The sequence below is a fragment of the Erwinia typographi genome, assembly GCF_000773975.1.
Taxonomy (GTDB): Bacteria; Pseudomonadota; Gammaproteobacteria; order Enterobacterales; family Enterobacteriaceae; genus Erwinia; species Erwinia typographi.
In genome coordinates this window covers 1-26,169 of sequence record NZ_JRUQ01000057.1, presented here as the reverse complement: position 1 = coordinate 26,169, position 26,169 = coordinate 1, and the positions used below count along the sequence as shown (strand labels likewise).

The 26,169-nt window shown below is 51.6% G+C and carries 24 protein-coding genes; 16 read left to right on the top strand and 8 right to left on the bottom strand.

What is annotated here, in order from left to right:
* Positions 1 to 94: 94 nt before the first annotated feature.
* The 10 genes from NG99_RS20125 to NG99_RS20080 all read left to right on the top strand — a co-directional run bounded on the left by NG99_RS20125 (position 95) and on the right by NG99_RS20080 (position 10,094).
* Positions 95 to 1,069: a sugar ABC transporter substrate-binding protein gene (locus NG99_RS20125; protein ID WP_034896904.1), complete on the top strand. Its 975-nt coding sequence runs from the start codon at positions 95 to 97 to the stop codon at positions 1,067 to 1,069.
* Between the two features lie 55 nt (positions 1,070 to 1,124).
* On the top strand, positions 1,125 to 2,633 hold the full coding sequence (locus NG99_RS20120) for a sugar ABC transporter ATP-binding protein (protein WP_034896902.1): 1,509 nt from the start codon (positions 1,125 to 1,127) through the stop codon (positions 2,631 to 2,633).
* The gene (locus NG99_RS20115) at positions 2,633 to 3,613 is read left to right on the top strand and encodes an ABC transporter permease (protein ID WP_034896900.1); all 981 of its coding nucleotides are present in this window, start codon (positions 2,633 to 2,635) and stop codon (positions 3,611 to 3,613) included. Before NG99_RS20120 ends, NG99_RS20115 begins: the two co-directional genes overlap by 1 nt.
* A gap of 14 nt (positions 3,614 to 3,627) precedes the next feature.
* Positions 3,628 to 5,127 (top strand): xylulokinase, encoded by a 1,500-nt coding sequence (locus NG99_RS20110; RefSeq protein ID WP_034896898.1) that lies wholly within the window; start codon positions 3,628 to 3,630, stop codon positions 5,125 to 5,127.
* 29 nt (positions 5,128 to 5,156) lie between these two features.
* Positions 5,157 to 5,927 (top strand): SDR family NAD(P)-dependent oxidoreductase, encoded by a 771-nt coding sequence (locus tag NG99_RS20105; RefSeq protein ID WP_034896896.1) that lies wholly within the window; start codon positions 5,157 to 5,159, stop codon positions 5,925 to 5,927.
* Entirely contained in the window at positions 5,914 to 7,008 is a 1,095-nt protein-coding gene (locus NG99_RS20100; RefSeq protein WP_034896894.1) for a glycerol dehydrogenase, read from the top strand. The genes NG99_RS20105 and NG99_RS20100 overlap by 14 nt, the downstream gene beginning before the upstream one ends.
* 16 nt (positions 7,009 to 7,024) lie before the next feature.
* Positions 7,025 to 7,780: an SDR family NAD(P)-dependent oxidoreductase gene (locus NG99_RS20095; protein WP_034896891.1), complete on the top strand. Its 756-nt coding sequence runs from the start codon at positions 7,025 to 7,027 to the stop codon at positions 7,778 to 7,780.
* A gap of 603 nt (positions 7,781 to 8,383) precedes the next feature.
* Entirely contained in the window at positions 8,384 to 8,686 is a 303-nt protein-coding gene (locus NG99_RS20090) for a hypothetical protein (RefSeq protein WP_052130806.1), read from the top strand.
* Between the two features lie 76 nt (positions 8,687 to 8,762).
* Positions 8,763 to 9,671, top strand: coding sequence for an ATP-grasp fold amidoligase family protein (locus NG99_RS20085; RefSeq protein WP_052130805.1), 909 nt, complete (start codon positions 8,763 to 8,765; stop codon positions 9,669 to 9,671).
* An 87-nt stretch (positions 9,672 to 9,758) separates the two neighbouring features.
* Positions 9,759 to 10,094, top strand: a complete 336-nt coding sequence (locus tag NG99_RS20080; RefSeq protein ID WP_034896889.1) for a DMT family transporter — start codon at positions 9,759 to 9,761, stop codon at positions 10,092 to 10,094.
* Positions 10,095 to 10,104: 10 nt separating this feature from the next.
* Here NG99_RS20080 and NG99_RS20075 read toward each other — a convergent pair whose 3' ends face one another.
* Genes NG99_RS20075 through NG99_RS20060 form a run of 4 tightly spaced genes read right to left on the bottom strand, consistent with a single transcriptional unit; the run spans position 10,105 to position 14,192 of the window.
* On the bottom strand, positions 10,105 to 10,848 hold the full coding sequence (locus tag NG99_RS20075; protein WP_034896887.1) for a MipA/OmpV family protein: 744 nt from the start codon (positions 10,846 to 10,848) through the stop codon (positions 10,105 to 10,107).
* A 5-nt stretch (positions 10,849 to 10,853) separates the two neighbouring features.
* Positions 10,854 to 11,618 (bottom strand): Lnb N-terminal periplasmic domain-containing protein, encoded by a 765-nt coding sequence (locus tag NG99_RS20070; protein WP_034896885.1) that lies wholly within the window; start codon positions 11,616 to 11,618, stop codon positions 10,854 to 10,856.
* Entirely contained in the window at positions 11,608 to 12,924 is a 1,317-nt protein-coding gene (locus NG99_RS20065; protein ID WP_034896883.1) for an HdeD family acid-resistance protein, read from the bottom strand. The genes NG99_RS20070 and NG99_RS20065 overlap by 11 nt, the downstream gene beginning before the upstream one ends.
* 11 nt (positions 12,925 to 12,935) lie before the next feature.
* Positions 12,936 to 14,192, bottom strand: coding sequence for an MASE1 domain-containing protein (locus tag NG99_RS20060; protein WP_034896880.1), 1,257 nt, complete (start codon positions 14,190 to 14,192; stop codon positions 12,936 to 12,938).
* 739 nt (positions 14,193 to 14,931) lie between these two features.
* On the opposite strand from NG99_RS20060, the gene NG99_RS20055 reads away from it, so the two are divergent.
* The 6 genes from NG99_RS20055 to NG99_RS20030 all read left to right on the top strand — a co-directional run bounded on the left by NG99_RS20055 (position 14,932) and on the right by NG99_RS20030 (position 22,115).
* Positions 14,932 to 15,354, top strand: coding sequence for a hypothetical protein (locus NG99_RS20055; RefSeq protein WP_034896877.1), 423 nt, complete (start codon positions 14,932 to 14,934; stop codon positions 15,352 to 15,354).
* Between the two features lie 95 nt (positions 15,355 to 15,449).
* The gene (locus tag NG99_RS29385) at positions 15,450 to 16,469 is read left to right on the top strand and encodes a hypothetical protein (protein ID WP_157032664.1); all 1,020 of its coding nucleotides are present in this window, start codon (positions 15,450 to 15,452) and stop codon (positions 16,467 to 16,469) included.
* A 272-nt stretch (positions 16,470 to 16,741) separates the two neighbouring features.
* A complete protein-coding gene (locus NG99_RS20045; protein ID WP_034896874.1) occupies positions 16,742 to 17,965 on the top strand; it encodes an MASE1 domain-containing protein in 1,224 nt (407 codons plus the stop codon).
* 25 nt (positions 17,966 to 17,990) lie between these two features.
* Positions 17,991 to 18,599 (top strand): response regulator transcription factor, encoded by a 609-nt coding sequence (locus NG99_RS20040; protein ID WP_034896871.1) that lies wholly within the window; start codon positions 17,991 to 17,993, stop codon positions 18,597 to 18,599.
* A complete protein-coding gene (locus NG99_RS20035; protein ID WP_232298350.1) occupies positions 18,571 to 21,336 on the top strand; it encodes an ATP-binding protein in 2,766 nt (921 codons plus the stop codon). The genes NG99_RS20040 and NG99_RS20035 overlap by 29 nt, the downstream gene beginning before the upstream one ends.
* A gap of 404 nt (positions 21,337 to 21,740) precedes the next feature.
* Positions 21,741 to 22,115, top strand: a complete 375-nt coding sequence (locus tag NG99_RS20030; RefSeq protein WP_052130802.1) for a hypothetical protein — start codon at positions 21,741 to 21,743, stop codon at positions 22,113 to 22,115.
* A gap of 173 nt (positions 22,116 to 22,288) precedes the next feature.
* Here NG99_RS20030 and NG99_RS29380 read toward each other — a convergent pair whose 3' ends face one another.
* From NG99_RS29380 to NG99_RS20015, 4 genes are all read right to left on the bottom strand, one after another.
* Positions 22,289 to 22,642, bottom strand: coding sequence for a hypothetical protein (locus tag NG99_RS29380; protein WP_157032663.1), 354 nt, complete (start codon positions 22,640 to 22,642; stop codon positions 22,289 to 22,291).
* Between the two features lie 94 nt (positions 22,643 to 22,736).
* Positions 22,737 to 23,084, bottom strand: coding sequence for a hypothetical protein (locus NG99_RS20025; RefSeq protein ID WP_034896863.1), 348 nt, complete (start codon positions 23,082 to 23,084; stop codon positions 22,737 to 22,739).
* Positions 23,085 to 23,184: 100 nt separating this feature from the next.
* Positions 23,185 to 24,198 carry a hypothetical protein gene (locus NG99_RS20020; protein WP_052130801.1) on the bottom strand — a complete coding sequence of 338 codons (1,014 nt, stop codon included), beginning with the start codon at positions 24,196 to 24,198 and terminating at the stop codon, positions 23,185 to 23,187.
* A gap of 460 nt (positions 24,199 to 24,658) precedes the next feature.
* Positions 24,659 to 25,222 carry a DsbA family protein gene (locus NG99_RS20015; protein ID WP_198138815.1) on the bottom strand — a complete coding sequence of 188 codons (564 nt, stop codon included), beginning with the start codon at positions 25,220 to 25,222 and terminating at the stop codon, positions 24,659 to 24,661.
* Between the last annotated feature and the right edge of the window lie 947 nt (positions 25,223 to 26,169).

Genomic DNA, 26,169 nt, shown 5'->3' with positions numbered 1-26,169 from the left:
AATAATAATACCAAAAAGGCAGGTCAGTCGAGTCGCTATTACATAACAACAGGTTTCCCGTTTTGCCTTTTACCGGAATGCCCAGGAGAACATCATGCGTATACCCTATCGCCTTACATGCTATGCCCTTGCCCTTACCAGTTTGTTCGCCGGTACTGCCCGTGCCGCCGATGAGTGTCTGGTCGGAATTTCCATGTTTACTCTCGGTGCGCCTTATTACTCCGCCGCGCTGGAAGCTGCCTCCAAAAAAGCAAAAGAGATGGGGTGCAAGATCACCACAGCCGATGGCCAGAACGATATGTCCAAGCAGATCAGCGACGTTGAAGATATGGTGGCGCGCGGGGTGAATGCGCTGGTGATTGACCCCAGAGATCCCGAGGGGCTGGTGACCGCTGTCAATGCGGCCAGTGCGGCGGGCATCAAAGTCGTGGTGTTCGATAGCGCGCTAAATCCACGCGCCAATTACGTCACGCTGGTGCAATCCTCTAACGATCAAAACGGCCGCCTGATAGGGAGCTGGCTGGCTAAGAAGATGAAAGGCCAGGCGATGAAAATTGCGCTTATTTCAGGTTCGAAGGGCAATGTCGTCGGAGAGGAACGCCGTCTGGGGGTAATCCGGGGGCTGACCGAAGCACAGCTACAGCAGAGCAGCACCGCCGGTTTTCAAATCGTCGGTCAGGGATGGGGTGACTGGACGCAGGAAGGCGGCCTGAAGGCGATGGAAGATCTGCTGGTGGCGCATCCTGATATCAACGTGGTGTTTGGCGAAAACGACTCCATGGTGCTGGGCGCCCGCATGGCGCTGGAGCAGGCCGGCAAAGCGGACAAAGTGACGCTGGTCGCCGCATCGGATGGTCAGAAAGAGGCATACCGTCTGATCAAAGAGGGCAAATATGGCGTCACCGGTCTTAACGACCCGGACCAGACGGGCACCCTGGCGGCGCAGTATGCCATCGAGGCGCTGCGCGGCAAGCTCCCTGCCGATTTCCCGAAAGTCTACTACACCAAACCAGCCGCAGTGACGAAAGAAAACGTCGATCAATTCTACAAACCGAATTCGATTTTCTGATTTTATCGCAGCAGCGGGCTGGCGTCCGCTGCTGCACTGAGCAGGGGAGTTTCATATGGTTCAGTCACTGATTGAGCTGCGTGACATTACGAAAGCATTTGGCGGCATCCATGCCCTGAACAAGGCCCAGTTGCAGCTCGCCAGCGGGGAAGTTCACGCCTTGCTGGGCGAAAATGGCGCCGGAAAATCGACCCTGATGCGCGTGCTCGGCGGAGAAATCACCCCGGACAGCGGAGAGGTGCTTGATAACGGTGAACGAATCCAGATCAAAGGCCCCAGTGACGCGATGGCGCGCGGCATTACTATTATTCATCAGGAGATGGCGCTGGCACCGGAACTGACCGTGGCAGAGAACATTTTTCTGCATGCGCTGCCGGCTTTTATCTCGTGGTCGAAGCTGCGGGCGCGGGCGGGCAACATCCTGCGGCGTCTGGGCTTTGAGATCGATCCGGCTGCCACGGTGGGCAACCTGAGCGTGGCTCATCAGCAGGTGGTGGAAATTGCCCGGGCCTTATCCCAAAACGCGCGCGTTATCGTTTTTGACGAACCGACGGCGGTGCTATCGACGCAGGACGCCGATCGCCTGCTGGAGATCATCAGCGATCTGCGTAGCGTCGGCGTGGCCATTGTCTACATTTCGCACCGCCTTGATGAGGTCTATCGCATTGCTGACCGAATGACGGTACTCAAGGATGGTCAGTGGGTTGCCACTAAAACTCCGCAGGAGTGCCCGATTGCTGAAGTCATCCGGCTGATGGTAGGGCGTCCGATCGATCAGCTGTTCGGCGAACGCACGACCCGTGAACCGGGTCATGAAGTCTTACGCGTCCATAAGCTCAACTCCCACAAAGTGCGCAACGTCAGCTTCTCGGTCAAAGCCGGAGAAGTGCTGGGCCTTGGCGGCCTGGTCGGCTCGGGTCGTACCGAAGTGGCCCGGCTGATCTTTGGCGCTGACCATTGCGACAGCGGCGAGTTTTATCTGAACGGCAACAAAGTGCGGCTACGTACCCCTCAACAGGCGGTAAACGCCGGTATTGCGCTGGTGCCTGAAGATCGTAAAGGGCAGGGGGTGGTGCTGAATATGACCATCCGCGCGAATGTCACCATGGCGAACTGTAAGGACGTGCTGGCTCCGCTGGGTTTTATTCAGAGCGGACGCGAACGCAAAGTGGTGGAAACGCTGGCCCAGAAAATGCGCTTGAAAAGTAACGGGGTCGATGCGGCCGTTTCCTCATTATCCGGCGGCAATCAGCAAAAGGTTGTGCTGGCTAAATGGTTCAACCATGGCGGCCAGCTGATCATCCTTGATGAACCAACGCGCGGCGTTGACGTTGGCGCTAAACGTGAAATTTATCAGTTAATTGAACGGCTGGCCGAGGAGGGGATGGCGGTTGTGGTCATCTCTTCTGAACACCATGAGCTTTTTGGTCTGTGCGATCGCGTGCTGGTGATGTCGGAAGGCGCCATTTGCGGTGAACTGTGGCCGGACGACTATTCCGAAGAGAACCTGCTTTCCATGGCGATGATGAATCACCCCTCACTTTCACATGCGGAGAATGCCTGATGAGCTCCCTTTCAGTTAATAACACCACGCGTAAAAACAAGTTTGATGCCGGTGAGTTTTTTCGCCGTTACGGCACCACCCTCATTTTTCTGATCCTGGTGGCCTGCGCCGCCTCGCTCTCTTCTTCGTTCTTTAGTGAACGCAATATCATGAATGTGCTGCGTCAGGTTTCCGGCACCGGGATCATGGCAGTTGGCATGTTGCTGGTGATTATGACGCGAGGAATTGATCTGTCGGTCGGGTCAATCGCGGCACTCGGCAGCGTGATGTCGGCCATTGTGGTTTCGCAGTATAGCGCGGGCGCTTCGATTGGCATTGTGCTGCTGGTTGGCGCGGTTTGCGGCATCGTCAGCGGCTTTCTGGTGGCTTATCTGCGCCTGCAACCTTTTGTCATGACGCTGGCGATGATGGCGGTGGCGCGAGGTATTGCGCTGATTGTCTCTAACGGTCAGCCAATCATGATGGGCGAGCAGGGGGGAGCGATCACCTCTTTCGGCACCACGGCCTGGTTTGGGGTGCCGCTGCCAGTGGTGCTGATGCTGGCGATTTTTGCCGTGGCCGCCATTTTGCTGAACCTGACCAGGTTTGGCCGCCTGGTCAAAGCGATTGGCTCAAATGAAGAGGCCGTGCACCTTTCCGGTATTCCGGTGGCGCGCTATGTGCTGGCGGTCTATGCCATTTCCGGCGCGCTGGCCGCGCTGGCGGGCGTGATTATTACCAGCCGTTCTGGCGTTGGCTCGGCGACGGTGGGCGTTGGCGCAGAGCTGGATGTGATTGCCGCGGTAGTGATCGGCGGAGCGAGTCTGGCCGGTGGTCGTGGCGGCGTATTTAACACCTTGCTGGGGGTGCTGGTGTTTGGCGTGATTGGCAACATCATGAACCTGATCAACGTGCCGGGCTATCACCAGCAGGTCTGCATGGGGGTGATCATCGTTATCGCCATGCTATTACAAAAAGGGACCGGCTGGCTGAAACGCTAGGGGCGGAGGAGCAGATGAAAGATCTCTATCTCGCAATTGATGTCGGCACTGGCAGCGTGCGGTCGGCGCTGGTGGATGGCGAAGGGACGATCCTCGCCATCGCCAGCCGCGAGCACGAGCAGATTGTGCCGCAGTACGGCTGGTCAGAGCAATCACCGCTGGAGTGGTGGCAGGGCGTCACCGAGAGTATTACTGCGGTACTGGCGCGTTATCCACAGGCGCGCGAGCGGATTGCCGCGATCTGCGCCTGTGGGCAGATGCACGGCACCGTGCTGCTGGAGGCTAACGGAGAGCTTGCCTCGCCGACGGTGATGTTATGGAACGATAAGCGCAGCGCCCCGCTGGTTGAGGCTTTTGAGCAGCAGTATGACGCCGCAAGCTATTTATCCCACAGCGGCAACCCGGCAACGCCTGCCTGGCCTGGTTTTAAGTTGCAGTGGCTGCGGGATAACCAACCACAGGCGCTGGCCCGAACCGCCACGGTACTGATGCCGAAAGATTACATCAACTTCCGACTGACGGGCGAAATCGCTCAGGACAGAACGGAAGCTTCCTGTAGTTTTCTGATGGATCCCAAAAGCGGCGAGTGGTCACAGCATATGCTGGACTGTCTGGGACTGAACGCGGCAATTTTGCCGCCAATTCTTAATGCGCAGGAGATTCTGGGGACGTTGCTTCCCGAGGTCGCCCGTGACACCGGGCTACAGGCTGGGACGCCGGTGCTGGTCGGTGGCGGTGATTATCCGATGGCGCTGCTGGGATCGGGCGTTTCCCGGCCGGGGCTGGTGTCAGACGTCACCGGCACTTCCTGCATTATTACTGCGATTGCCCCGCAGCCGCTGCTGGACGCGGAAATCTCCAACGTCGCCACCTGCCTGGGCGACTGGGGCGCCTTCGTGCTGCTGGAAACGGGCGGCGACGGTATGCGTTGGGCGCGGCGAGCATTTCATGATAACGCGCTGAGCTATGCCGAGGTCAGCGCCTGTGCTGAGACGGCGCCTGCCGGATCGAAAGGGCTGTTTTTCCTGCCCTACCTGGCGGGTGAGCGGCTGGGGCAATACCGCAATGCGCGGGCCCAGTACTTCGGTATTGCGGCAAACCATCGCCTGGCTGATTTGCACCGTTCGGTGCTGGAAGGCGTCGCCTTTGCGGCGGCGCGGCATATCAACATCATGGAGCAGGCTTCCGGGCAGCGTCTTGAGCGCGTTGTGGCCTCAGGCGGCGGGGCTAAATCGGCGCTATGGCTGAAAATCAAAGCCAGTATTTATGGTATTCCGCTGGTCGTGCCGCAGGAACCGGAGTGCAGCGTCATCGGCTGTGCGGCGCTGGCAGCGGCAGCCGTGGGCCATTTTTCCAGTCCGGCCGCCGCTGCCAGCCACTTTGTGCGCTACAGCGAGGAGGTACAGCCCGATCCGGCCTGGCAGGCAATCTATCAGCGAATGCAGCCGGTGTTTAACCGTATCTATTTCAACAGTCAGGCACTGTACGGCGAACTGGATCGCCTGGCGCTGTGACCGTCAGGGTCGTTAATAAGAGAGGCATTATGTATCTGCAAAAGTTTGATTTAAGCGGCAGGCTGGCGGTGATCACCGGTGCCGGGCGCGGAATTGGTCTGGCGGTCGCTGAGGCGTTAGGGGAAGCCGGCGCGCGGCTGGCGATTACCGATATTAATGACGCGCGCGTGCAGCAGGCCGCTACGCAGCTGCGCGACAAGGGCTATCAGGTCGACAGCTACGTGCTGGACGTCACGAAGCCGCGTCAGGTCGAGCAGGTCAGTGAGGAGATGGTCGCACGCTACGGCCGCGTGGATATTCTGGTGAATAACGCCGGTATCTCCATCTGTGAGCCAGCGGAAACTATGCAGGATGACGACTGGCTGAAGGTGATTGACGTCAATCTGAATGGCGTCTTCTGGTGCTGCCGTACGTTTGGCAAAGCGATGCTGGAAGCCGGAAGCGGCACCGTGGTGAACATCGGTTCCATGTCCGGCTATATCGTTAACCGGCCGCAGGAACAGTCACAGTACAACGCCTCGAAGGCGGCAGTACATCATTTAACGCGCTCGCTGGCCGCTGAGTGGGCCGGGCGCGGCGTACGGGTTAATGCGGTGGCGCCGACCTATATCGCCACGGAGATGACCTCCTATGTCAATGAAGATCCCGAGATGCATCGTCACTGGATAGGTGGAACGCCGATGCAGCGTCTTGGTCGCCCGGATGAAGTGGCGTCCGTGGTGTTATTCCTGGCCAGCGAAGCGGCCAGCCTGATGACCGGTTCAATTGTTTTAGCGGATGGTGGCTATGTCTGTTGGTAATCATGTACAGGGAACACTCAGCGGCGCTCGTTTCCCGGGGCGCTATTTACAAGGGGCTGGCAGCCTGTCACTGCTGGGTGAAGAGATAGCGCTGTTCGGACAACGCGCGTTATTGATCGTCGATCGCGGCATCTATTCACGCTACGTCGAACCTCTTTCAACGTCCTGTCAGTCTTTGACGACGTTTGTTCTGGAGCAGCACGGCGGCGATTGTACCGAGGCGGAAATCGATCGCCTGCGGCAGATTGCGGCGGCGCAGGGCGTGGAAGTGGTGGTGGGCGTGGGCGGCGGTAAAACGCTGGATACCGCGAAGGCGGTGGCCTGGCATCAGACCTGCGCCAGCATTATTGTGCCGACGATTGCCGCTTCCGATGCACCATGCAGCGCTCTGGCGGTGGTCTATCATCCCGATGGCAGCGTGGCTTACGACCTCTTCCTGCCGCGCAATCCTGATTTAGTACTGGTGGACACGGCATTGATCGCCGAGGCTCCCCCGCGCTTTTTGGTGGCCGGCATGGGCGACGCGCTGGCAACCTTCTATGAGGCGGAGGCTTGTCACCAGAGCCACGCCAAAAATTCTTTTGGCGTAAATGGCTTACCGATTGCCTGGGCGCTGGCGCGCCAGTGTCTTGAGACGCTATTTGATTATGGCGTCACGGCGTTAGAGGAGTGCCGCCAGCAGCAGGCCGGTGAATCAGTAGAGCGTATCGTTGAGGCCAATATTTTGCTCAGCGGGCTGGGCTTCGAGTCCGGCGGCGTCGCGGGGGCCCATGCTATTCATCATGGCCTGTGCGAGCTGCACGCCACGCATAATTACCTGCACGGCGAGAAGGTTGCGCTGGGGGTACTGGCAGAGCTGAAGTTGCAGCAGGCGGAAGAATCAGTCTATCGGCAAGTGTTCAATTTTTGCCAAAGCGTGGGGCTGCCGACCTCACTGGCACAGCTGGGGATTATCGAGCCGACCGAAGCTGAATTACTGCAAATAGCGCAGCGTGCCTGCCGCGAAGGCGAAATCATCTATAACGAGCCTTTCCCCATTTCGGTTGAACAGGTTGTCGTCGTGCTCAGGGAATTACGTTAAGCGAGAGGAGTTTGCCATGCACCTTTTTTTACAGGACTTTCGTGAAGGGCTGTTTGCGGGACGCACGGTGGTTGTTTCCGGCGGCACCAGCGGCATTGGCCTCGAAATCGCGCGCGGCTTTAGCCAACTGGGCGCCACCACTATTGCGACCGGCAGTTCGGCCAGCAAGCTGGCCGCGTTACGCGCCAGTGACGATGTTCGCACCATTGATTTTCGCTCGCTGGATGTGGCTTCTGCCGGGCAGGTCAGCGAGCTGTTTGCCGGTTTATCGCAGTTGGACATACTGGTTAATGCCGCAGGGATCGCCCGACCGGAAGAGGAATTTGAGGAGGCGGTATTTCAGCAGGTGATGGACGTTAACCTGAACAGCGTCATGCGCCTGTCAGGGGCCGCCTTACCCAGCCTGCAGGAGAGCCGTGGCGCCATTGTTAACGTTGCCTCGATGCTCAGCTATCTGGCTGATGCCGGTGTGCCAGCCTATTGCGCCAGTAAAAGCGGGGTGGTTGGTCTGACGCGCGCCCTGGCGCATCGCTATGGTCCGCTGGGCGTGCGGGTTAACGCAGTCGCGCCAGGTTATCACCGAACTGAAATGACGCGTCCGCTGTGGGATAACCCAACATCGGCTGAGCATATTCGTCAGCGCACCGCACTGAAGCGCTGGGGTGAGGCGGAGGATTTAGTCGGCGCGGTAGTGTTTTTAAGTAGTGACGCCTCGCAGTACATCACCGGCGTTACGCTGCCGGTGGATGGAGGGTATGTCAGCGGTATGTGAATCCGGTCTGCAAAGGCCATTTCCAGAGTATGTTTAATCCGCTGTAGATGTCTCCGACACTGAAAATCACGCCGGTGAACCCTCACCGGCATCCCTAATCCCGCCGTAATAAATCCCTTTTCTCCGGCCCTACGTTCAGTTCAGCAGCATCGATCGTAGTACGATGTCGTACGAAGCTAACGTCATTTTCTCTTGACTTATTTCAACCATCACTGTTTTACACACCAACGAAAAGACACGCCTTTACGATGCTATTTCGTTGGCGCTGGCGAGACATTTTAACGTCGCCGTTTGTTTTTTTTAGATGAAATAAAGGCACTATTTTAAATGATTCATAAACGACCGTGGAAAAACTGAACGATATCGCTTGTTTGACTAGTCAGAAATTGCGATGGACGGGCGGGGTGATTTTTTCTTAACCCTTTTTAAACAACGGGTTGGGTTTATTCATATAGGGCGGCAATACTTAATTTATCATAATTTAAGGTTTGTTTAAGGTTTTTTAATATGGCGCTGAGTTGACGATTAAAACCCAGCATGGATAATTTGCGAGCAATGCAGCAGGGGGTAACGCTTATAAATATCACTTTTTAAGGAAAATGAATGAGACAATTTAACAGAACCAATGAGCAGAAACTAGAGAGGCGTGTTATCGAGTCTTTAAGTCGCCAGGCGCTGATTGACAGACTTAGCCATTATGGTTTTATTGAGTGTGGAATGATGCTGACCTTTTTGCATATGATCTGCGATGTCACTTTGGGGGTCGGCGAACTGACCTATTTACGCGATAAAATAAAAGAATGCCTTAATGAACATGATAATCAGAGCGATTACTTTAACGATCTGAGAAAACTCTATGCTCATCTTGATGATGAAATTATCTACTTTACAACCTTCCCACGTTGATATTTTTATTTTTCATCTGATGCTGCAAAGATAATTTTCTTCGTTAATTCTATTGTTGTTTTAGAGGAAGTTAAAGTTGGGTTATCTTAAATATATCCTGCGCGTTTCTCGTTTTTATTTTACAAGCAATAAAAAATATCGGGAGAATAAATTCAAAAGAGATTTTGGCTATTACCCTGATTTATATAACCCCATAACTTTTAATGAGAAAATTTTTCGCCGCATGGTCATGCCGGTTGACGAGCAGGAGATGACCCGGCTGGCGGATAAGTTACAGGCAAGAACCAGAGTTGAGAAAATTGATGGCAGGCTTCTGCCCACGCTGTACGGCGTTTTTAATAATGTGGATGATATCGCACTGCATCAGTTCCCGGATAAATTTGTTCTTAAGTGTAATCACGACAGCGGTAGCTATGTTATTTGTACGGACAAAAATAGCTTTGATCTGGATAAGGCCAAAGAAAAACTGTCGCGTCATTTACGCATGAACATGTATTATAAAACCAGAGAGTGGCAGTATAAAAACATACAGCCCTGCATTTTGTGCGAGGAGTATATTGATACCTCTTCGGCTGAGTACTTCGGGTTTTACTCTGAAATCTACCGGATTCATTGTTTTTCTGCAAACCCTGTCTATATCGAGGTTGAGTACCGGGACGCTGACAGTAACCAGTATACGAACATTTATGATGCGGACTGGAATGTTCAGCCTGTTCAGATCAATGAGCGTGAAAATACGCCGCTGAGCATTCCCTGTCCTGACGAATTTTCCCGGATGCTTTTTTTAGCCAGGCAATTGAGTCATGGATTTGATTATTGTCGTGTTGATATGTACCTGACTAAAGACCAAATCTATTTTAGCGAATTTACCTTCTCGCCAAATAACGGCAGAGAAAAATTCCTCCCAAGATACTGGGACGTTGTTTTCGGCGTTTGCTGGAATGACGCTACGGGGTCGGGCCGCATCGCGGCGGCGGGCAAATGAAACGTGGCATTTTGCCTTTGATGATCCATAATCTTGTGAAACCAGGCTAATCTCCTTCTTTTCAAGTAAATACCTTCAGGACACGCTATGTTAAAAAACTGGATTATTCTGTTTATTTCTATCGCTGCGGAAACGTTCGCAACAACAATGATCAAAGCCTCAGACGGCTTTACGCGCCTTATCCCATCGCTGTGCGTCGTGGCCGGATACGCGGTTTCTTTCTGGGGATTGTCGCAGGTGGTTAAGGTCATGAACCTGGGCGTGGCCTACGCCATTTGGGCAGGGCTGGGGATTTGCCTGGTCTCTTTCCTCTCCTGGTGGTTATATCAGCAAAAGTTGGATCTGCCAGCCATAATGGGAATCGCCCTGATTATTATCGGCGTGGTGGTTATTCAATTGTTCTCTAAATCGGTATCGCACTAATCAGGGCAGGTCAGAAACTGTAGCTGACACCCAGCGTCAGCTCGGTAACCGACTGACGGTTTACCAGCGGGCTGGCGGTGACCGTATGGGGATAGAACCTTTGCGTAACTTGTCCCCACGTATTCCAGCTGTTTTTCCAGTCATAATTAAAGCCGACCAGCATAAAGGGAACGATCGTCGAGCCGGGGCGATAGGTCGGCAGCTGGCTTCTGTCCGCTTCATGCCGGCTTACGCCGTAGTAATAGCGCGTCTGACGGGCGTTCCACCAGTCAGCGCCAACGGCAGGGACCAGCGTGAACTGGCCAAACTCTTTCATTAAAATCCAGGACAGGTTGGCCGCGATGCCGTTACTGTTATTCAGCGCATCATGGCCTATCTTGCCGGCAAGGGCGCCCCACGGCGTAATGTACTGTGCGGAAAATCCCGCCATCATGGTGCTGCGCCGGCTGTCCACTGCTCTTAATGCTGGCGTTGCGCCATCGGCGGCATCAAAGTGGGTATCCGCATACCAGGCCGTGGCCGCAAAACTGAACGCGTCATCCTTCGCCAGCCACCAGCCGGCCTCCGTCCCGTCAATGTAAAAGCGGCCCGCATTCAGGCCAATGTAGGGAAGCCCCCAGTAATCCGCATGTCGGGTATGATAGGCCGTGCCGTAGGCGCCCGCCTGCGCGCCCAGCGAAAAGTCATCGGCGCGCGGGGACATTGCCGCCAAAAGAAGACTGAACGCGATCCATTTCCATAATCTGACGGGCATGGCTTCTACTCCTGATCATCGTGGGTGGTGAGGCGATGCTGACGAATATCAGCAGAAAAGCTATCGCGCAGCGAGCCGGGGTCGGCGAGCTTAACCCGGCATTGTTCTTTCAGTTTGTCGAAAGCAAGCCGGTTATCCAGTAGCTGATGATCGTAACAGTAGCGGTCGGCATGGCCACTGAGCAACACTCGCCAGTGATAGCGGATTGCCGGGCTGAGCGTTCGCCCGTGCCGCAGAATATTGGTCGTGCAGTTATTCCACAGCGTGTGATATCGCTCCGGGTGCTGATGGAGACGTGCAATCCGCTCCAGATAATTATTCAGCAACGAGGCGGCGTCTGACGGTTCCAGCGTCAGAGGGTAGGCATAAACCCGCTCCTGACGTAATGAGGCTCTGACGCCAATCACATCGCGCTCATCCGCAGCGATATAAATCACCGGGTATTGAAAAAGAAACCCTCTGAGCACGGACCAGGGCTGCGAAAGCCGGCGGCGGGTCTCGACGGAAATAGCGATCCAGGTGCCATCCGCCAGGCCAAAGCTGAGAAAAACGTGCGCAATATGCGGGCTGGCCCAGTATGACAAAATAAGATCGACCTGCCGCACATCGCTTAAGCGGAAGGTTCGGTCGTACCAGTCCGGGCGCAGGTTGCCGTCCGGGCCGTAGCGAAAGTTGCGGATATTATGCAGCGTGAGGTAACCGTCTTCTCTGCGGGTGACGCTGGGTAGCCGCTGGTATTCCGCCAGCCAGAGGTCGTGCTCAGCGGTCATTGACGCGGTCCTTGCTGGCTGATGATTGCTGAGACCCTTTTTTAAACCAGCTGAGCCTGACGGGATGAACAATGGCATGGAGCGCACGAGAATAATCAAGCAGCAGGCCGGGCGTCCAGGCCATGGTGGTGGCGCGCTTACGCAGCTGCGCGGCTATCCAGAGTTCGGGGACAAAAAACAGCCGCAGAAAGTGGCTCCAGCTGGCTTTTTCGCCGCGAACTCCATCCAGCGCCGCTTCCAGCGCGTAGGCCACGCTGCTCGAACAGTTGCGCCAGGTGAGGTTGTAGATTTCATATTTACGATACCGCAGCCAGAAATGTTCCAGCGACGCCGGGCTGAAATCAAAAAACACCACTTTCCGGTCCGACTCACACCACTCCGCCGCTTCGACAGAATAACTTTTTTTAAACTCGCCAGAGACATCATTATCCCTGACCGCTCTGAGGGTGTTGAAAAACTCCGACGGTGAGCGGTCAATATCAGCGGCAGGGTAGAGGCTGATATAGATATCCGGCGTCATTTCCAGCGCGGCATGTCCTGTAGAGATCACCCCGTTGCTGTCTACCGCCGCAATATAGCGGTTTAACACCGGCCTGGGGATTGGCGTGGCCTCCGCAGAGCCAACCGGCGTCCAGACGTGAACGGTCAGCCGCTGTCCGTCTTGCGCGGTGAACGGCTGGGTGACTTCAGGCGGAACCTCGTCCGGCGTCAGCAAGTCATTAGGCGCAAACATATTAAAAATCCGGTAACCGTCGCGCATTCGCCGCAGTCTGAACGCCATTACAGCCCACTGTACGCCGCTCAGCATCATCAGCATCCCGATAAATTGCGGCACGGTGCCGTCATGTCTGGCGGGATAGGGCAGGAAAAGAAAGATGGCGAAGATAAGCTGTAAAACGCCGCCGAACATCGCCCGGCGCCAGTGTGGGTAGCGCACTATCCAGGCGGAGGCGATAACAAACAGGCCGGTGATAAAGCAGGCAAAACCAAAAATAATCGCCATCAGGAGGTTACTGTTGTGCTGGCCTGACACTATCAGCAGCGCGATAAAGCCAAAAACGCCCCCCTTAAAGCAAAATATGGCGCGGCGGGCGCCGTGAGTGCCCGATGCGCTTATCAAGGTGAGCAGGCTCTCCGCCAGCATAAAATAGCCAAATACATGGAGCGGAAAATAGCTCTCCTCGACCATGCCGTCGGTAAAGACCATGGTGCCCGCAGCGCACCATAACAGGCTGAACAGAAAGAGCATCGGCGCGTTGCGACGAACAAAGTTGGATCCCATAAGCAGAAGTGCGATCTGTAGCATAATCAGCCTCTCTATCCGGTTTTCAGGGTTATCAGAGGCTGCGACAGCGACCAGTAGCCGATGAGCACGGTGCCATGCGGGCCGGGTAGACAGACCAGGTTGCGTTCGGTAATTGCCAGCTCCTCGCCGTCGGCGAGTGGCAGCGGGAAACGATACTCCTCGTCAATGTTGTTCGCTGTCAGCGCCGACTGCCAGCGGGAGGCAATATCCGCCTTAACGGATGGGCTGACCAGCGCGAAAAGCGCCTCGCGGGAGCCGACGGCTGAAATGATTTTTTCCATGCCGGGCGGCGTCATCGGGTCCCAGTTTATAACGCCGGTGGTCGTATCCAGGCAGTAAGCCGTTTCGCCGACGGCATGTCGCGCGGCGGCTTGACCTTTCTGCACGCTGTCGGTCTGAATGCGGATAAAAATCATCAGCAGCGCCGTACCGGCCAGATAACACTGTGCGACCAGCAGCGGCTCGCCGTGTCTTAGCCCCTTGATAAAAAACGGCCCGATTTGCTGCCAGGAAAAATAAATCGCGATGCTACAGAAGAGGGTATACACCAGCGCGCCCGCCCGGTTGCCGCTAATCACCGGAATAATGACCGTGATTAAAACCGGCAGACAGGCAAGGGTATATATCAGCCCCACCTCGTCTTCCCGGAACGGCGGCAGGGTAAAGATCAGCACGGTGCTGACGGCCGTTAACAGCGCGCCAGCCAGCGCGCTGCGCCATCGCAGCTTCAGCGACGGGCCGCCGCCTCGCAGCAGGCCCGTCAGCACGGTCGTCACCATAATATTGCCGACGACGTTGGCGGCCCACCAGATGCTGATTGAATGGGCGATTGAAATGCCGTTTTGCATCGACAGCCAGCTGGTTCCCGCTAGCGCCGCGACGGCGCTGAATACGCAAACGGCAATCAGCCAGACCACCGCCTTTCTCAAGTCATCCGCATGACCAGCAAAGCGGACGACGCTCCAGGCCACCGACAAATCACAGGTCAGGGACACCAGCGAGATAGCAAATGAGGTGCCGATGGAATGCCTCACCGCCACATCCAGCAGGGTTCGGGTCAGAAAAAGCACAATATAGATCAAAAGCCAGTGTTTCCTTTGCGAGGAGAGAAACGCGCTGACCGCCACACCGGCTGGGAACCAGACGAGTGCGACCCTGCTGGCTGGATCGTCAATCAATAATGAGAAGTAACCAAGCGCAAAGTACAGCACGGACCAGACAGACAAATAAAGCACAAGATAATATCGTTCTGATCCTGACTTTTTCATTAACGGCCTCTGAAAAATAATAAATTTAAATGAGTTTAAAAAAATAGCATGGAATAATATGCAATGCGTTGCAAATTAACGATGCCAGTTTACTTAACCACCCAGGGAAACGTGGGGGGTAAACTCTCAGAGACAGGAGAACAGGATGCCTGAATATACGCGTTGCGCTCTCAACTCTCTCAAAGACCCTATCTTGCATCAACGCTGGCGCCAACGGTATGCGCCGTGGCTGGCTAATGCTCTACGGATAAGCTGAAACAGGAAAAATATAGCACACCTGGCCGTTGAACGTCTGCTCGCGATGATATCTGCGTCATGAATGTATGATAGCAACGGCTGCGCCTCACCGCACTTCGCCCGTTCCCGCTTTTTCTGACAGATATTTTAGTCAAAGATTGGCAGCGCCTGCGACATAACATCAACGGAGCAGCGTCGGACACCCTGAAGGCGCGTTATGTTGCGGCTCATCAATGCTATCCAGCCTGTATTTAAGAGTTTTTAAGGTTTTTTAAGTTTATTTTCCTCACTTAATAAAATATTTTATAAAAATGGATGCGGTGCCTACCATTACGCCTGGTGAAGATGATTTTTTACGTTAATGTGATTGAATGCAATATTAACATGTTATCAACGATCTGTGTCTCCCGCTAGTTGCATTTTATCCACAATTGATACAGCTGTGCTCTTTCACGCTTTCGAAGCGATCTGAGTATGACCGTGTATCCATGAATTTTTATTTATGGATAAATTTTATTTCCTGGTTTTATTGAATTTACAGAGTGTCCAGGTGAAGGGTTTTATTAAAATGAAAAAGTTAATTTCTCTTATTGTAGTTTCAGGGCTGTTTTTTACATGTTCTTCATTTGCCGTGGAATCGGCAGGAGAATCACTGAGGCAAACATGTGCAAGACACGGTCCTGGAAAAATGAGAGAAAACGTAAGAATAGTGAAGTATAACTATAATACAATCACTAACAAGTTTAATACTCTTACCGATGCTTCAGGTTTAACCTGGAGTACCGCTCCCTGGAATCAGACGATGCTGTTTGATATGGTGAAAACAGCCAGATTGACTGGGGAAAAAGTGAATATTTGCGTCGACGAGACTAGCCCGGGCGGCCCCTATTTACTGGGGATTGAATGGGCCGAATCTGCTGGTTAATGTAAACCGTGGTTGCCTGAATGGTGGTAGGTTCAGATTGAAAAATGTCGCCATATTATTTAAAGAATTTTATAATGTTATAAATAAGGTTTTTCATGGTAAGGTTATTATATATTATCCTTCTTTCAGGCATTTCACTATGCAGTGGAGTCTCTGCTTCGGTTTCCTCTGATGTAAGCGTAGTGGATTCTTATCGTCTTCAGGGGTTAATTCCAGTCAGAAGTAATGGCAACGATGTTGCCTCAATGATGACTAAAAACTATAACAATGTTGTGACGCATTGTAATGAAGGGACGCCAGCCTATTTCTGCTCAGGAATTACGTTGAGGGCAACAAAGCCCACTGCCCGATATAATGCGTGGGATCCAAGCCCATCGTCGGTTGCTTCAGGAGGCGTATCTTTTTCCTGGTTAAGGAAGGATGCGAAATTTAAAGGGCTGGTATTTAATTATCTTAATGGCTTTGTTCTGTTCAATAAAGACGATACGCCAAAAAATATCAACAATACTATGGATTATCTCTGCTATTACCCTGAAGATGCAGCTTCATCACACCGGCCGGGAAATGGCTGCGGGGCCAGCACTTTTTTTCCGGAAGAGAGTGGTTCATGTCAGTTACAAGGCATTACCACTGCGGGGAAATGGGTCACCCATTTCAACAGCATTGTTCCTGGAAGCTATCACCGACATCAACATCAGTGTGGTTTTCTGCTTCAGGGAGAATATAATAATGCCGACACATTTTATCAGGCTATCCTGGCAGGTAATAAATTACATGGGAACGGTTTGCTTGAACTTAATAATGAAATAAGAATCAGTACGTGGGATAAAACAAAAGCAGGATATCCGCAACACTTCCCCTTGCAGGCTTTTTTTTATATTAATACCTCAAGCAAGCCGACAGGCGCTTCCGACTCTATTGCGTGGGGATTACCGGGCGCTCAATACGATCAACGCTCCTTTTATCAGAAAACCGGGGTGTGGGTTCCGATTATCAGGATAACATTGCCTCAGTCAGCGTCGGAAGAGGTGCAATTTGAGTATATAAAAATGGAGCAAAGCGTGCCTGAAACAATGGATGTGCTGTTGCTGATGAGTAATTTTTACTATCTGTAAAAAGGCACTGTAGACAATATCAGGATGGGGAGGCTTTGTGTACGGTGAAAGAGGCTGACATTTCAGAGGCTCTGCTCGCCAGACGACTCTCCCCCCAGCGACCCCATCCGAAACCAGCATGACAGCGATAAATGCCTACATTTACACTATAAGCTCCTTTGGGTGAAAATAGCCTCCCTCCCATGATAAAGTCCCACTCTTCTGAAAGCGTGTGCGCGGATTCTTATAATCAGAAAACGATTCAGTACTCAGCATGAGCAATGGGAGCGAAGATGGTCAACTGGCGCAAAGGTATGGGATATTGGCTGACATTTGTGGCTATCTACTTTGTGCTGGCAACGATCAGCATGGAAAACCGCGACCCGTGGAGTTTATCCAGCGCTGTCTGGCTACCTGCCGGGCTGGTATTGGGCATTCTGTGTACCAGCCCTCGCATATACTGGCCGATATGGGGCGTAAGCGCAGCGCTGCTACATATATTGGTCAGCGTGCTGTTTGGCCGCACCATCGACATTGCGCTGACGTTTGCCCTGGTTGATCTTGCCGTTCTTTTCCCGTTAGCCATGATGTGGCATAGCGTGCATCGTTATCTCAATCACCTCTCTTACCGTAGCGAAACGCTCCTGCTATTAACGGGCGTCTATTTCGCCAGCGCTTTAGGAGGCATCCTGAGCGCGCTTGCATTGCTGTTTCTGGATTATCCGGTCATTCTGTCCCACTCTTTCACCTGGGCTTTATCTAATGCAACAGGCTGCTTGTCCAGCGCACCGTTTTTTATCATCCGGCGCGTTGTCAAAGAAGAGAAAGTATCGTTTTCATATGCCCACGCTGCGGCTCTGGTATCAGTGACCTTAATTTTTTTTCTGCCCTCAGAGCTACAGCGGGACCCGTTGCTCAGTCAGGCTCAGCTCTATCTGGTGCTGGGAATATCCCTCGTCCTGACCGCCTGGTGGCCGCTGCGCGCCTTGTCGGCCTATTTTATGTGGCTGACGCTTGTGGTCAGCCTGGCGACATTTTATGGTTACGGTCCCTTAGCGACGGGCGATCAGCAAGGCGTGCAGGCGTCTCAGCTCTATCTGCTGGCGGTGATTACCCTGGGGCTGATTGTGGCGACGCGTGAAAAAGAACAGTTGGTATTGAACGCGAAAATACGGCAGCAGCTGGGATTACTTGATAATTTGCTGACGACGCAACAGCCGGTTTTTTTCCAGCTATCAGCCGGTGAGGCCGAACTAATCTGGTTGGATAGCACATCAGTTTTCGGCATCCCGCTGCCGCAAATTCTCACATTGCCGTTATTTCAGGCGCGTATCCATCCGCAGGACCGGGAAAACTTTGCCGCCTGCCTGCCAACGGAGCACGCTGAGCCCGCTTCCTTCAGAAAAGGCGTATTCAGGTTAATGCTGGCGGATTGCCAATATCATCAGGTACGCTGCAATCTGGTTTATGCGCACCCGCAGGTTGGCACCCTTGGCATACTGATGCTCTATACTTAGCTTATTACATTTTTGAGGCCGCTCCGTGTTTAAAAAGATCCTTATTGCTGACGATCATCCGGTGTTTCTGATGGGCCTGCGGGCGCTAATTTCCTCCACGTTGAGCGAGAGCTATACCATCACCGGAGAAGCACAGAATGTGGATCAACTGCTGAAGATCCTTGAAAAGCAAACGCCTGACGTTTTGCTGACGGATTTCAATATGCCCGGCGAGAAACAATCTGACGGTTTGCGGCTGATTTCAACCTTACGGCGTAAATACCCCTCATTGCCGATCGTTGTCATCTCGGTGTTATCTAATCAGGGGCTGGTGAATTCTATTTTAGCGGCGGGTGTTTATGCGGTCATTAATAAGCAGAGCCTGGCGACTGAGCTTACTCACTGCCTGCAAAGCTTATTTCAGGGGCGTGACGCCGCTCTCCCGGAAACAACAACGCAGAAAAAATCGCTGATGAGCCCACGCGAGCTTGAGGTGGTACGGCTGCTTTTTCAGGGGCATAGCGTTAACAGCATTGCCGCCATGCTCAGCCGGACGAAACAGACCATCAGCGCGCAGAAAAAAAGCGCGATGAATAAAATCGGCGTCAGTTCAGACCTTGAACTTTTTGAATATCTCAGAAATGTTGGCTTATAACGGCATGAAGTTATTGCTGTTATTCGCTTTATTACTTCCGGCGTGGGCGTCAGCGGCGGATGACATCACCGTCGGTCTGCTTGATGATAAATTGCCGTACAGTGACTTTAACGTATTGCAGCAGCCTGGCGGCGCATTGCCTGAGCTGTTAAGCACCCTCGAAGTCCACGGCTCCCTGCATTTTTCATTGCAGCCAGCCGACAGCACGGCACAGCTGACCCAGATGCTCTATGACGGTAAAATTTCGATGGTATTGCCTCCGCCGCTCACCGCGCCGCCTGCCGGGGTATTGATCTCCAATCCTTTACTGCTCCAGCACTGGGCGCTTATCACGCGAAATAATCATCTGCCCTTACGACAGTCGCCTCCGGTTAATTTGAACCAGCGGCGTATATTGGTGTTGCGAAGCAGTCCGGTTCGCCGGGCCTTAACCCTTGCATGGCCCGGGGTGGTGATTGAGGAAAAACAAACGCTCGGCGAGGCGTTAGAACTGCTGAACGCCGGCGCGGCGGATGGAATTGTCAGCGACGCCGCGCTGGCGGACATGCTGGTGCATAATTTGTATCCTGACCAGCTAGCCAGCGAGCTGTTGCCGGGGATAAGCAGCGTTCAGAGGCTGTGGCTGGCGCCGGGTAACGAAGCGTTGCTGAAGCAGGTTAATCAGGTTATCGCTTCTTTGCCGCCCGGATTGGCCGCATCGGTGGTGACCCGCTGGCTGTTGAGCTCGGCGCTGGACGACGGGCACCCTGAAGCGGGCGCCACGGACGAACTGTTCGATATCCTGGTGGTGGTCAGCTGTATACTGTCGCTGTTTCTGGTTGCCTTTTTACTCTCGGAGATACTGCGTCGCCGTCGCGCTGAGCGCGGGCTGCGTGAAGCGTTAACCTACTGGCAAACGCTATTAAACAGCGTCCCCACGCCGCTTCTGGTATCTAACCCTCTCGGCGAAATTACCCATTGTAATCAGGCGCTTTTAAGCGCTTTGCAACTGACGACCGACGAGATTGTCGGAAGCCGCTTAGAAAATTTGATGGCGCACAGCCCCATTTCCCCGGCAATAAACCATCAGGAATGGGTGACGGCGATTAGTACCCTCCATCCACAGTTTTCCGACCGCACCATCGTCATTCAGGGGCAGGAAAAAGAGATTGCGCAGTGGCTGGTTGCATATAGCGACAGCCGGCTTGTCCCTCAGGGCGTCCTGCTTGGCTGGTACGATATCAGCGAGCGCAAGCGTCTGGAGCGTGAGCTGGCGGGTGCATTGCAGCAGGCCACCTCTGCCAGCCGGGAAAAGAGTGATTTTCTGGCCCGAATGAGTCATGAAATACGCTCGCCTATGAATGCAATTTTGGGGATTCTTGAGCTGGAGGGACGCAAGCATACCGCGTCAGACTCAACTCTGAATGTGGCTTACACCGCATCCCGTCAGTTGCTGCAAATCGTCGGCGATGTGCTGGATATCTCTAAAATTGAAGCCGGAGAAATGCAGTTACAGTTGCAAAGCTGCGCGCTCTATCCCTTACTCACGCAGATTATCGAAACCTATACTATCCTCGCTGAACAGAAAGGGCTGCGGCTGGATAGCGATATTGAATCCGTGTGGCAGCATACCTATAGCGTCGACGGCGCCAAATTGACGCAAATTCTCAACAACCTCCTGAGCAATGCGATCAAATACACCGAATGCGGGAACATCAGCCTCCAGGTGACGGTAAGCCCGGCAACAGAGGGGAAAGACACGCTGGTCTTTCGGGTCGAAGACAGCGGCGTGGGTATTGCCGCAGATCAACAGCAAAAAATTCTGCAACCTTACATTCAGTTAGACCCTGCGGCGCCGGCGAGTACCGGCTTAGGCCTGCCGATTTGTACCCAACTGCTCAGGTTGATGGATAGCGCATTAGAAATAGAATCCGCTGTGGGCAAAGGTGCCTGCTTCTCCTTTTGTTTGCGACTGGACAGCGCAGCAGAGCCCCTCATCACCAGCGAATGTTCAGCCGCAGAGATGCCAGGGGAATCGCTTCGGGTGCTGGTTGTGGACGATCAGCCGGCAAATCTGCTGGTGATGAAACTTCAGCTGGAAACGTTGGGACATCAGGTTATTACCTGCAATGAAGGTAGAAAAGCGCAACGGTTACTGCAAGCGCAATCTTTCGACTTTGTTTTAACTGATTGTCAAATGCCCGTGGTAAACGGCTATCAGCTGGCGAAGGCCGTCCGGGAAGGCGAGAAACAGGGAGAACATTATCAGGTTATTATTGGCTGCACGGCAAATGCCTTTAATGATGAACAGCGGCGCTGTCTTGAAGCCGGTATGGATGCGGTACTGATTAAACCCCTGGCGTTGCAGGATTTACGCAGGCTGTTTAGCGAACAGCAGCAGGTACGACTTCAGATGGCGGAAATTAAGGCCATGACGGGCCAGCAGCCGCAGATGATTATGGCGGTGCTGGATGAGCTGCAGCGTAGCTGTGAGCATGATGGTCAACAGATAGCACGGGCCGGTATGGCAGAGCGTGAAATCCTTGCTCAGGTTTTGCACCGACAAAAGGGAAGCTTCGCCTTAGCCGGGTTTCAGCCCGGCATAACTCAGGTTCAGCAGATGGAAACAGCCTTACAGACCGGTAACGCGCCTGCATTAAGGTTATCCCGGCTACAGCTTAATGCGTTAACTTCCCGTTTCAGGGTTTTGATCGAGCAAGAGCGTAAAAATACCCTGCAACGGATGAGTAAAGATTAGCTTGCAGCAGCCGTCCGCCTTTTTCAGCCTTAACGGTTGATCCCCTCAGTGCGAATCAAACCTCTTTAAAACGACATGGCGTGGCGGATGGCCAGCTAAACATGATGGTGAAAGAGATTCTGACTAGTCTTAATGCGTCGATTGCGGTGTTTTTTAAGCTTTATAACCTGCTGAAAATATTGTTTATTTTAGTCTCACCTGGTTATCGGTCGCGATATTATTCAGCCGGGATGCTGCACCCCGCCGCCTGAGTACCGCTGGAAAAAAGTGCTGTTTACGCGTTGTTTAAATTCTAAGAATTAGTATTCAGCACAATTAATCGGTTAGCTTCCTTAAATTTATATGGCACGTTACCGGCCAGCGATAACATCATCAATGATGGAGATCTATCCGTGAGAAATTTAATGAAATCAGCAATGACGCTATTAATGGTCGCCGTTATGGTTTTAAGCGGCTGCTCGTCGTATAAAAAAGTTAAGGTTGAGCAGGAACCCACTTTACATAGCCACTATTTTCTCACCGAGCCACCACTCTATGTCGGCGATAAAATTAAGTATCGGCTGAAGGATGGCAGAAAGGGTGAGCTGGCAATAGAAAAAATCACCGCGCAGGAAATTGTGGGCAAAAATGCAACGCTCCCTTTATCTCAAATCGCCATGCTGGAGAAAAAGGACATTTCCACCGTGAAAACGGGGGCTGCCATTGGAGGTGGAGCTATAGCTATCGGGGTCATTTTGACCGTCGCGCTTGCCACCGGTTTGGCCTCTGCGTTTATTTGATCTAAGCGTGCGAAAAAATGCGGCGCTGATGAACGCCGCTGGCGGACGGTGAAACCCTGGCAGGGAAGGTCGGAGGATCGGCAGCTACGGAGTGATATCGGCAGAGATATCGTCAGGAAATAACCTTAATGAAGGTTATTTCCCTGTCGTTATATCAGATATGATAAAATAAATTATCTCAGTATATGGATGTTTTTGGCATATCCACCCGATTCGCAATAAAAGCTGACGTTTAATCCTAACGTTAGCGCAGTTAACAGTCCGGCATAATCTGCTTTACCTGCATCACTATTTATGTAATTGCTGCTGGCATAACATCCAACTGAACCCGACGTACAAAAAACGATTGAGTCCCAATCTGCCGCTCCATCGGTAACCCCAAGCCCTACCGATACCACCTTCATTGGGCCCTTATTCCATTTACTATCAGTGCATTTGTAATTTTGAACGGTTGTGGCAGAGGCGACAAAAGATGTTGTGCCTGCAACTATTGCAGCAAGGAAAAAGGGAATGATGCTTTTTTTCATATAAAAATAATTCCAGTATAGAAAAATGTTTTTATAAAATAAATATTTGGTTTAAAATTTCAGTTTTAATTTTTAAAATATCAGCCATACACGATTACTGAATATGAATGTTCTTTGCATAGCCCCCTGGTTCGCAATAGAAACCTATTTTTCTTCCCGTTGTCAGCGCCGACAGCAAGGTCGCATAGTCGGCTTTTCCCGCCGCCGTGTCGATTTTATTCTCACTGGCATAACACCAGCTATCAGGATTTGTGCCCCAGCAGAAAGTAATAAAATTCGAGTCCGAACCGCTTGTCGACACCCCCAGACCCACTTTTTTCAGGGTAAATGCGTCCCGTTCACCTGGGTAATTTAGACACTTATAGTCTGACATTGTATCAGCATAAGCTGAAGGCAGGAGGAGTGCCATGAGTGATAAAACGATAAGATTTTTTTTAAACATGCGATAAATTCCCTGAGTCTGTGTCTGGTTTTAAACCTGGTGGGTAATTAAATTAAGAATGTTTTTTAATAGAAATTGATTCGACCAACGTTAAAAAAGATTATTGCAGTAAATACATAATGGGCGCCAGATTTAGGTGTACAGGAACGCGCTGCTCTGACTCTATAAACTGGAACTTTGCCTCTTCCGGTTTGTTCTGAGGTAAGGTGATTCGGATCACTGGTACCCAGATCTTTGTTCTCTGATAAAATAAGAACTGATCGTAGCGTGCGCCATCAATGCCTTTTACCACTGAGCCCGTTATTTTCGCGGAATCCTCGCCGGTATAGATATAAAAGAACGCCTGGACGGGAAACTTCTCAGGGTAACCTGGTTCTTTCGTATCCCAACTTGCAATCCTTATTTCATTTTGTTCAACCAGACCGCCTTTATGCAATATATTGCGCGTGAGCAGTCCCTGATAGAAACTGGCCGCGCTGTCATATTGACCGGTTTCGCGGATATCAAATCCGCATTGATGATGCCATTTATTTGAACCGGCGGGGGCAATATTAAAATGCGCTATCCATTGTTCTGCCGTCGTGACTCCCTGGGCCTGACAAGGGCCACTTATATCAGGAAAATCTGGGGTTGCACCACACCCGGCATCCGATCTGACATCGGTTCCACCATCTTCTGGGAAGTAACATAAATTCTGTAGATTATAAGTTACCTCGTCTGGTAACGCCTGCTTGTTATAAAGGATGTATCCATTCTGATAATGATATGCCAGCCTCCAGAAAGCCGTATCCTTTCTCAAATAGGAGAAGGATACGCCTCCAGATTTTACCGACGAAGGGCTGGGATCGAGCGCAAAGCGGTCAAGTGCGGGGCTGGTTCCTCTTAATGTAATGCCTGAACACAGGTAAGCGGGTTTTCCTGCCCCACAGTCTGCGACAATGTTATTGTAGTTTTGCGCGAGACGCGCCGCGATATCCTTTCCGCTCATCCTGGAGGCGGATAAAGCATTGACCGTAGGTACATCGAGATCGCTGATATCATACTCGTTTGATATAGAGGCCGTGCTCCATAATCCCAAAAGGAAGGGAGAAAGAAGGAGGTAATATTTCCTCATCGTATAAAAACCTTTTTATTACGTATTTTTAGTAAATCGAAATTCCGTGTGAAAATTATGTCAATAGCCTTCACTTTACATTGCAATAAAAAAGATACCGCAATGAATTACAGGTGGCGACAATGTCAGGTATCGACATGACTGAACCCTATAGTAAATTTTGGACGCTGCACAACTTTTTTTTCTTAAAATTATCTTTTCATAAATGGAAAGCAAGATGAGTTTGGTTATAGCGATTTATATATTGTGAATTTAAGAAAGCGAAAGATGATGAGTCGATGTCATTGTCAGGGTAGAAGTGAGGTAAGGCGTATTCACTGAAGCCGACGCTCAGGTAAAAACGTAGTACCGCTCATAAAAAACTGCACCTTAGTCAGTTGAGCGTCCAACTTTTTCGGTGCAGTTGATTACCGGGGCCAAAAAATCACAGGAGGCGCAGGCGAGGCAATTTAAGGGGGATTTAATGAAGTAATTTTATCACTTGCTGAGCGAACGTTTCTACGTACTGTTCCGGCGTGGCGGCCTGGAAGGCGCCGTTGTTGATCTTATAACGCCCGTTGACGTAGAAGGTTGGCGTGCCTTGTAGCGAAAAGTTCTCTGCCATACTCTCCTGCTGTTCAACCATTGCCTTAACGATAACGCTGTGACGGGCACTTTCATACTGCTCTGGAGTAATACCGGCCGTGGAGAAAAGGGTTTTGATATCGTCAACACTGTTGATGGCATGACGTTGCTGAACGGCGATATAAAGCGGTTTTTCAATATCCTCCGCAATTCCCATCACCGAGGCGATTGCCCACGCCTCCGACAGCGCACTGCCCATTTTACCCATAGCGCTAACGTGGTATTTCTTGACCGTTACGCCATCAGGAAGCAGCTGGTTCAGACGTTTGCTGACCGGATAGTTTTCTACCAGCTGATAGCAGGGGGGGCAATAAAAGGAAAAAAACTCAACAACCGCAGGCGCTGCGGCAACCGGTTTATCCAACAGGCTGTAAGCAGGTGAGGCATTAGCAGTAAGCATCGGGATTATTAAAATTGAAAAGAAAAGACAGATCTTATTTAACATGTTCATTTTACCTGATTGTATGAGCAAGAACAGATTATCCATACCGTTAAGCGAATCCCGGCTGGGGTGATATCCCGTTCAGTAACCTGGCGCGTATGCCTACAATAATAACGTTAAGGAACATAATTTTTACAGCAAGATATCTGGATTGCGTCAATGACTGGAATGTACCTGGTGTAAACGTAATTTTCTATAGTACTAGTCAGAAAAAATAATTTATCGCTTAAAAGTGTAATCTTATCTCTAAGATGAGAACTGTTCTTAAAGAATATATTATTACGCGTTTTTTAATGCTTCCTAAACGAAAAAAAATTATTGGTTTCGTTTTTGGATACGTAATCTTAATTTTTTGGAAAACAATAAATTAAGATTGCTGGCGCATATTATAGCCATACTTCTTCAATAACAATAAGATACCATGAGGGAAGAGTAGGGCGCGGCGGCATCTTTATCTTAAATTTGTTTAAATTTATCGCGAGTGACCGTGGTTCTACTATGGGTTATTTAGGTTGACGAATAATGTTTGACGTGGATAATCAGACCTCACCCGGCAATGACGAGCTGAGTTTCTAATTTTAATTAATCAGAGGGACTTAGTAAGAGCCGTTACTATTATGTGCGTGCTCATGATGTGCTGAGACTTGATTAAGTCTTTATTAAATCGATGCTTATAAGATTGAAACCAGCATCATGCCCGGTGATTAAGGAACCGTATACAGAATAACCATATTCCTTTATGCGAGTGGGTTGCGCCTCGTTTTATCGCTAAAGGAGTATGACCCTTATTGCAGATCACCCTGGCAGTTTGTTCAACTTTAACGGTGTTGATACTTTCCCGGTCGGCTGAGATGTCAGCGACGTTGTAAGGGGCGGGAGACGTATCTAGACTGGCCCCCTGAATC

What these genes read in the sequence shown, in the direction of transcription:
- NG99_RS20125 (WP_034896904.1), top strand. Translation starts at nt 95, where the DNA reads ATGCGTATACCCTATCGCCTTACATGCTATGCCCTTGCCCTTACCAGT.
- NG99_RS20120 (WP_034896902.1), top strand. Translation starts at nt 1,125, where the DNA reads ATGGTTCAGTCACTGATTGAGCTGCGTGACATTACGAAAGCATTTGGC.
- NG99_RS20115 (WP_034896900.1), top strand. Translation starts at nt 2,633, where the DNA reads ATGAGCTCCCTTTCAGTTAATAACACCACGCGTAAAAACAAGTTTGAT.
- NG99_RS20110 (WP_034896898.1), top strand. Translation starts at nt 3,628, where the DNA reads ATGAAAGATCTCTATCTCGCAATTGATGTCGGCACTGGCAGCGTGCGG.
- NG99_RS20105 (WP_034896896.1), top strand. Translation starts at nt 5,157, where the DNA reads ATGTATCTGCAAAAGTTTGATTTAAGCGGCAGGCTGGCGGTGATCACC.
- NG99_RS20100 (WP_034896894.1), top strand. Translation starts at nt 5,914, where the DNA reads ATGTCTGTTGGTAATCATGTACAGGGAACACTCAGCGGCGCTCGTTTC.
- NG99_RS20095 (WP_034896891.1), top strand. Translation starts at nt 7,025, where the DNA reads ATGCACCTTTTTTTACAGGACTTTCGTGAAGGGCTGTTTGCGGGACGC.
- NG99_RS20090 (WP_052130806.1), top strand. Translation starts at nt 8,384, where the DNA reads ATGAGACAATTTAACAGAACCAATGAGCAGAAACTAGAGAGGCGTGTT.
- NG99_RS20080 (WP_034896889.1), top strand. Translation starts at nt 9,759, where the DNA reads ATGTTAAAAAACTGGATTATTCTGTTTATTTCTATCGCTGCGGAAACG.
- NG99_RS20075 (WP_034896887.1), bottom strand. Translation starts at nt 10,848, where the DNA reads ATGCCCGTCAGATTATGGAAATGGATCGCGTTCAGTCTTCTTTTGGCG.
- NG99_RS20070 (WP_034896885.1), bottom strand. Translation starts at nt 11,618, where the DNA reads ATGACCGCTGAGCACGACCTCTGGCTGGCGGAATACCAGCGGCTACCC.
- NG99_RS20065 (WP_034896883.1), bottom strand. Translation starts at nt 12,924, where the DNA reads ATGCTACAGATCGCACTTCTGCTTATGGGATCCAACTTTGTTCGTCGC.
- NG99_RS20060 (WP_034896880.1), bottom strand. Translation starts at nt 14,192, where the DNA reads ATGAAAAAGTCAGGATCAGAACGATATTATCTTGTGCTTTATTTGTCT.
- NG99_RS20055 (WP_034896877.1), top strand. Translation starts at nt 14,932, where the DNA reads ATGGATAAATTTTATTTCCTGGTTTTATTGAATTTACAGAGTGTCCAG.
- NG99_RS29385 (WP_157032664.1), top strand. Translation starts at nt 15,450, where the DNA reads ATGGTAAGGTTATTATATATTATCCTTCTTTCAGGCATTTCACTATGC.
- NG99_RS20045 (WP_034896874.1), top strand. Translation starts at nt 16,742, where the DNA reads ATGGTCAACTGGCGCAAAGGTATGGGATATTGGCTGACATTTGTGGCT.
- NG99_RS20030 (WP_052130802.1), top strand. Translation starts at nt 21,741, where the DNA reads ATGAAATCAGCAATGACGCTATTAATGGTCGCCGTTATGGTTTTAAGC.
- NG99_RS29380 (WP_157032663.1), bottom strand. Translation starts at nt 22,642, where the DNA reads ATGAAAAAAAGCATCATTCCCTTTTTCCTTGCTGCAATAGTTGCAGGC.
- NG99_RS20025 (WP_034896863.1), bottom strand. Translation starts at nt 23,084, where the DNA reads ATGTTTAAAAAAAATCTTATCGTTTTATCACTCATGGCACTCCTCCTG.
- NG99_RS20020 (WP_052130801.1), bottom strand. Translation starts at nt 24,198, where the DNA reads ATGAGGAAATATTACCTCCTTCTTTCTCCCTTCCTTTTGGGATTATGG.
- NG99_RS20015 (WP_198138815.1), bottom strand. Translation starts at nt 25,222, where the DNA reads ATGCTTACTGCTAATGCCTCACCTGCTTACAGCCTGTTGGATAAACCG.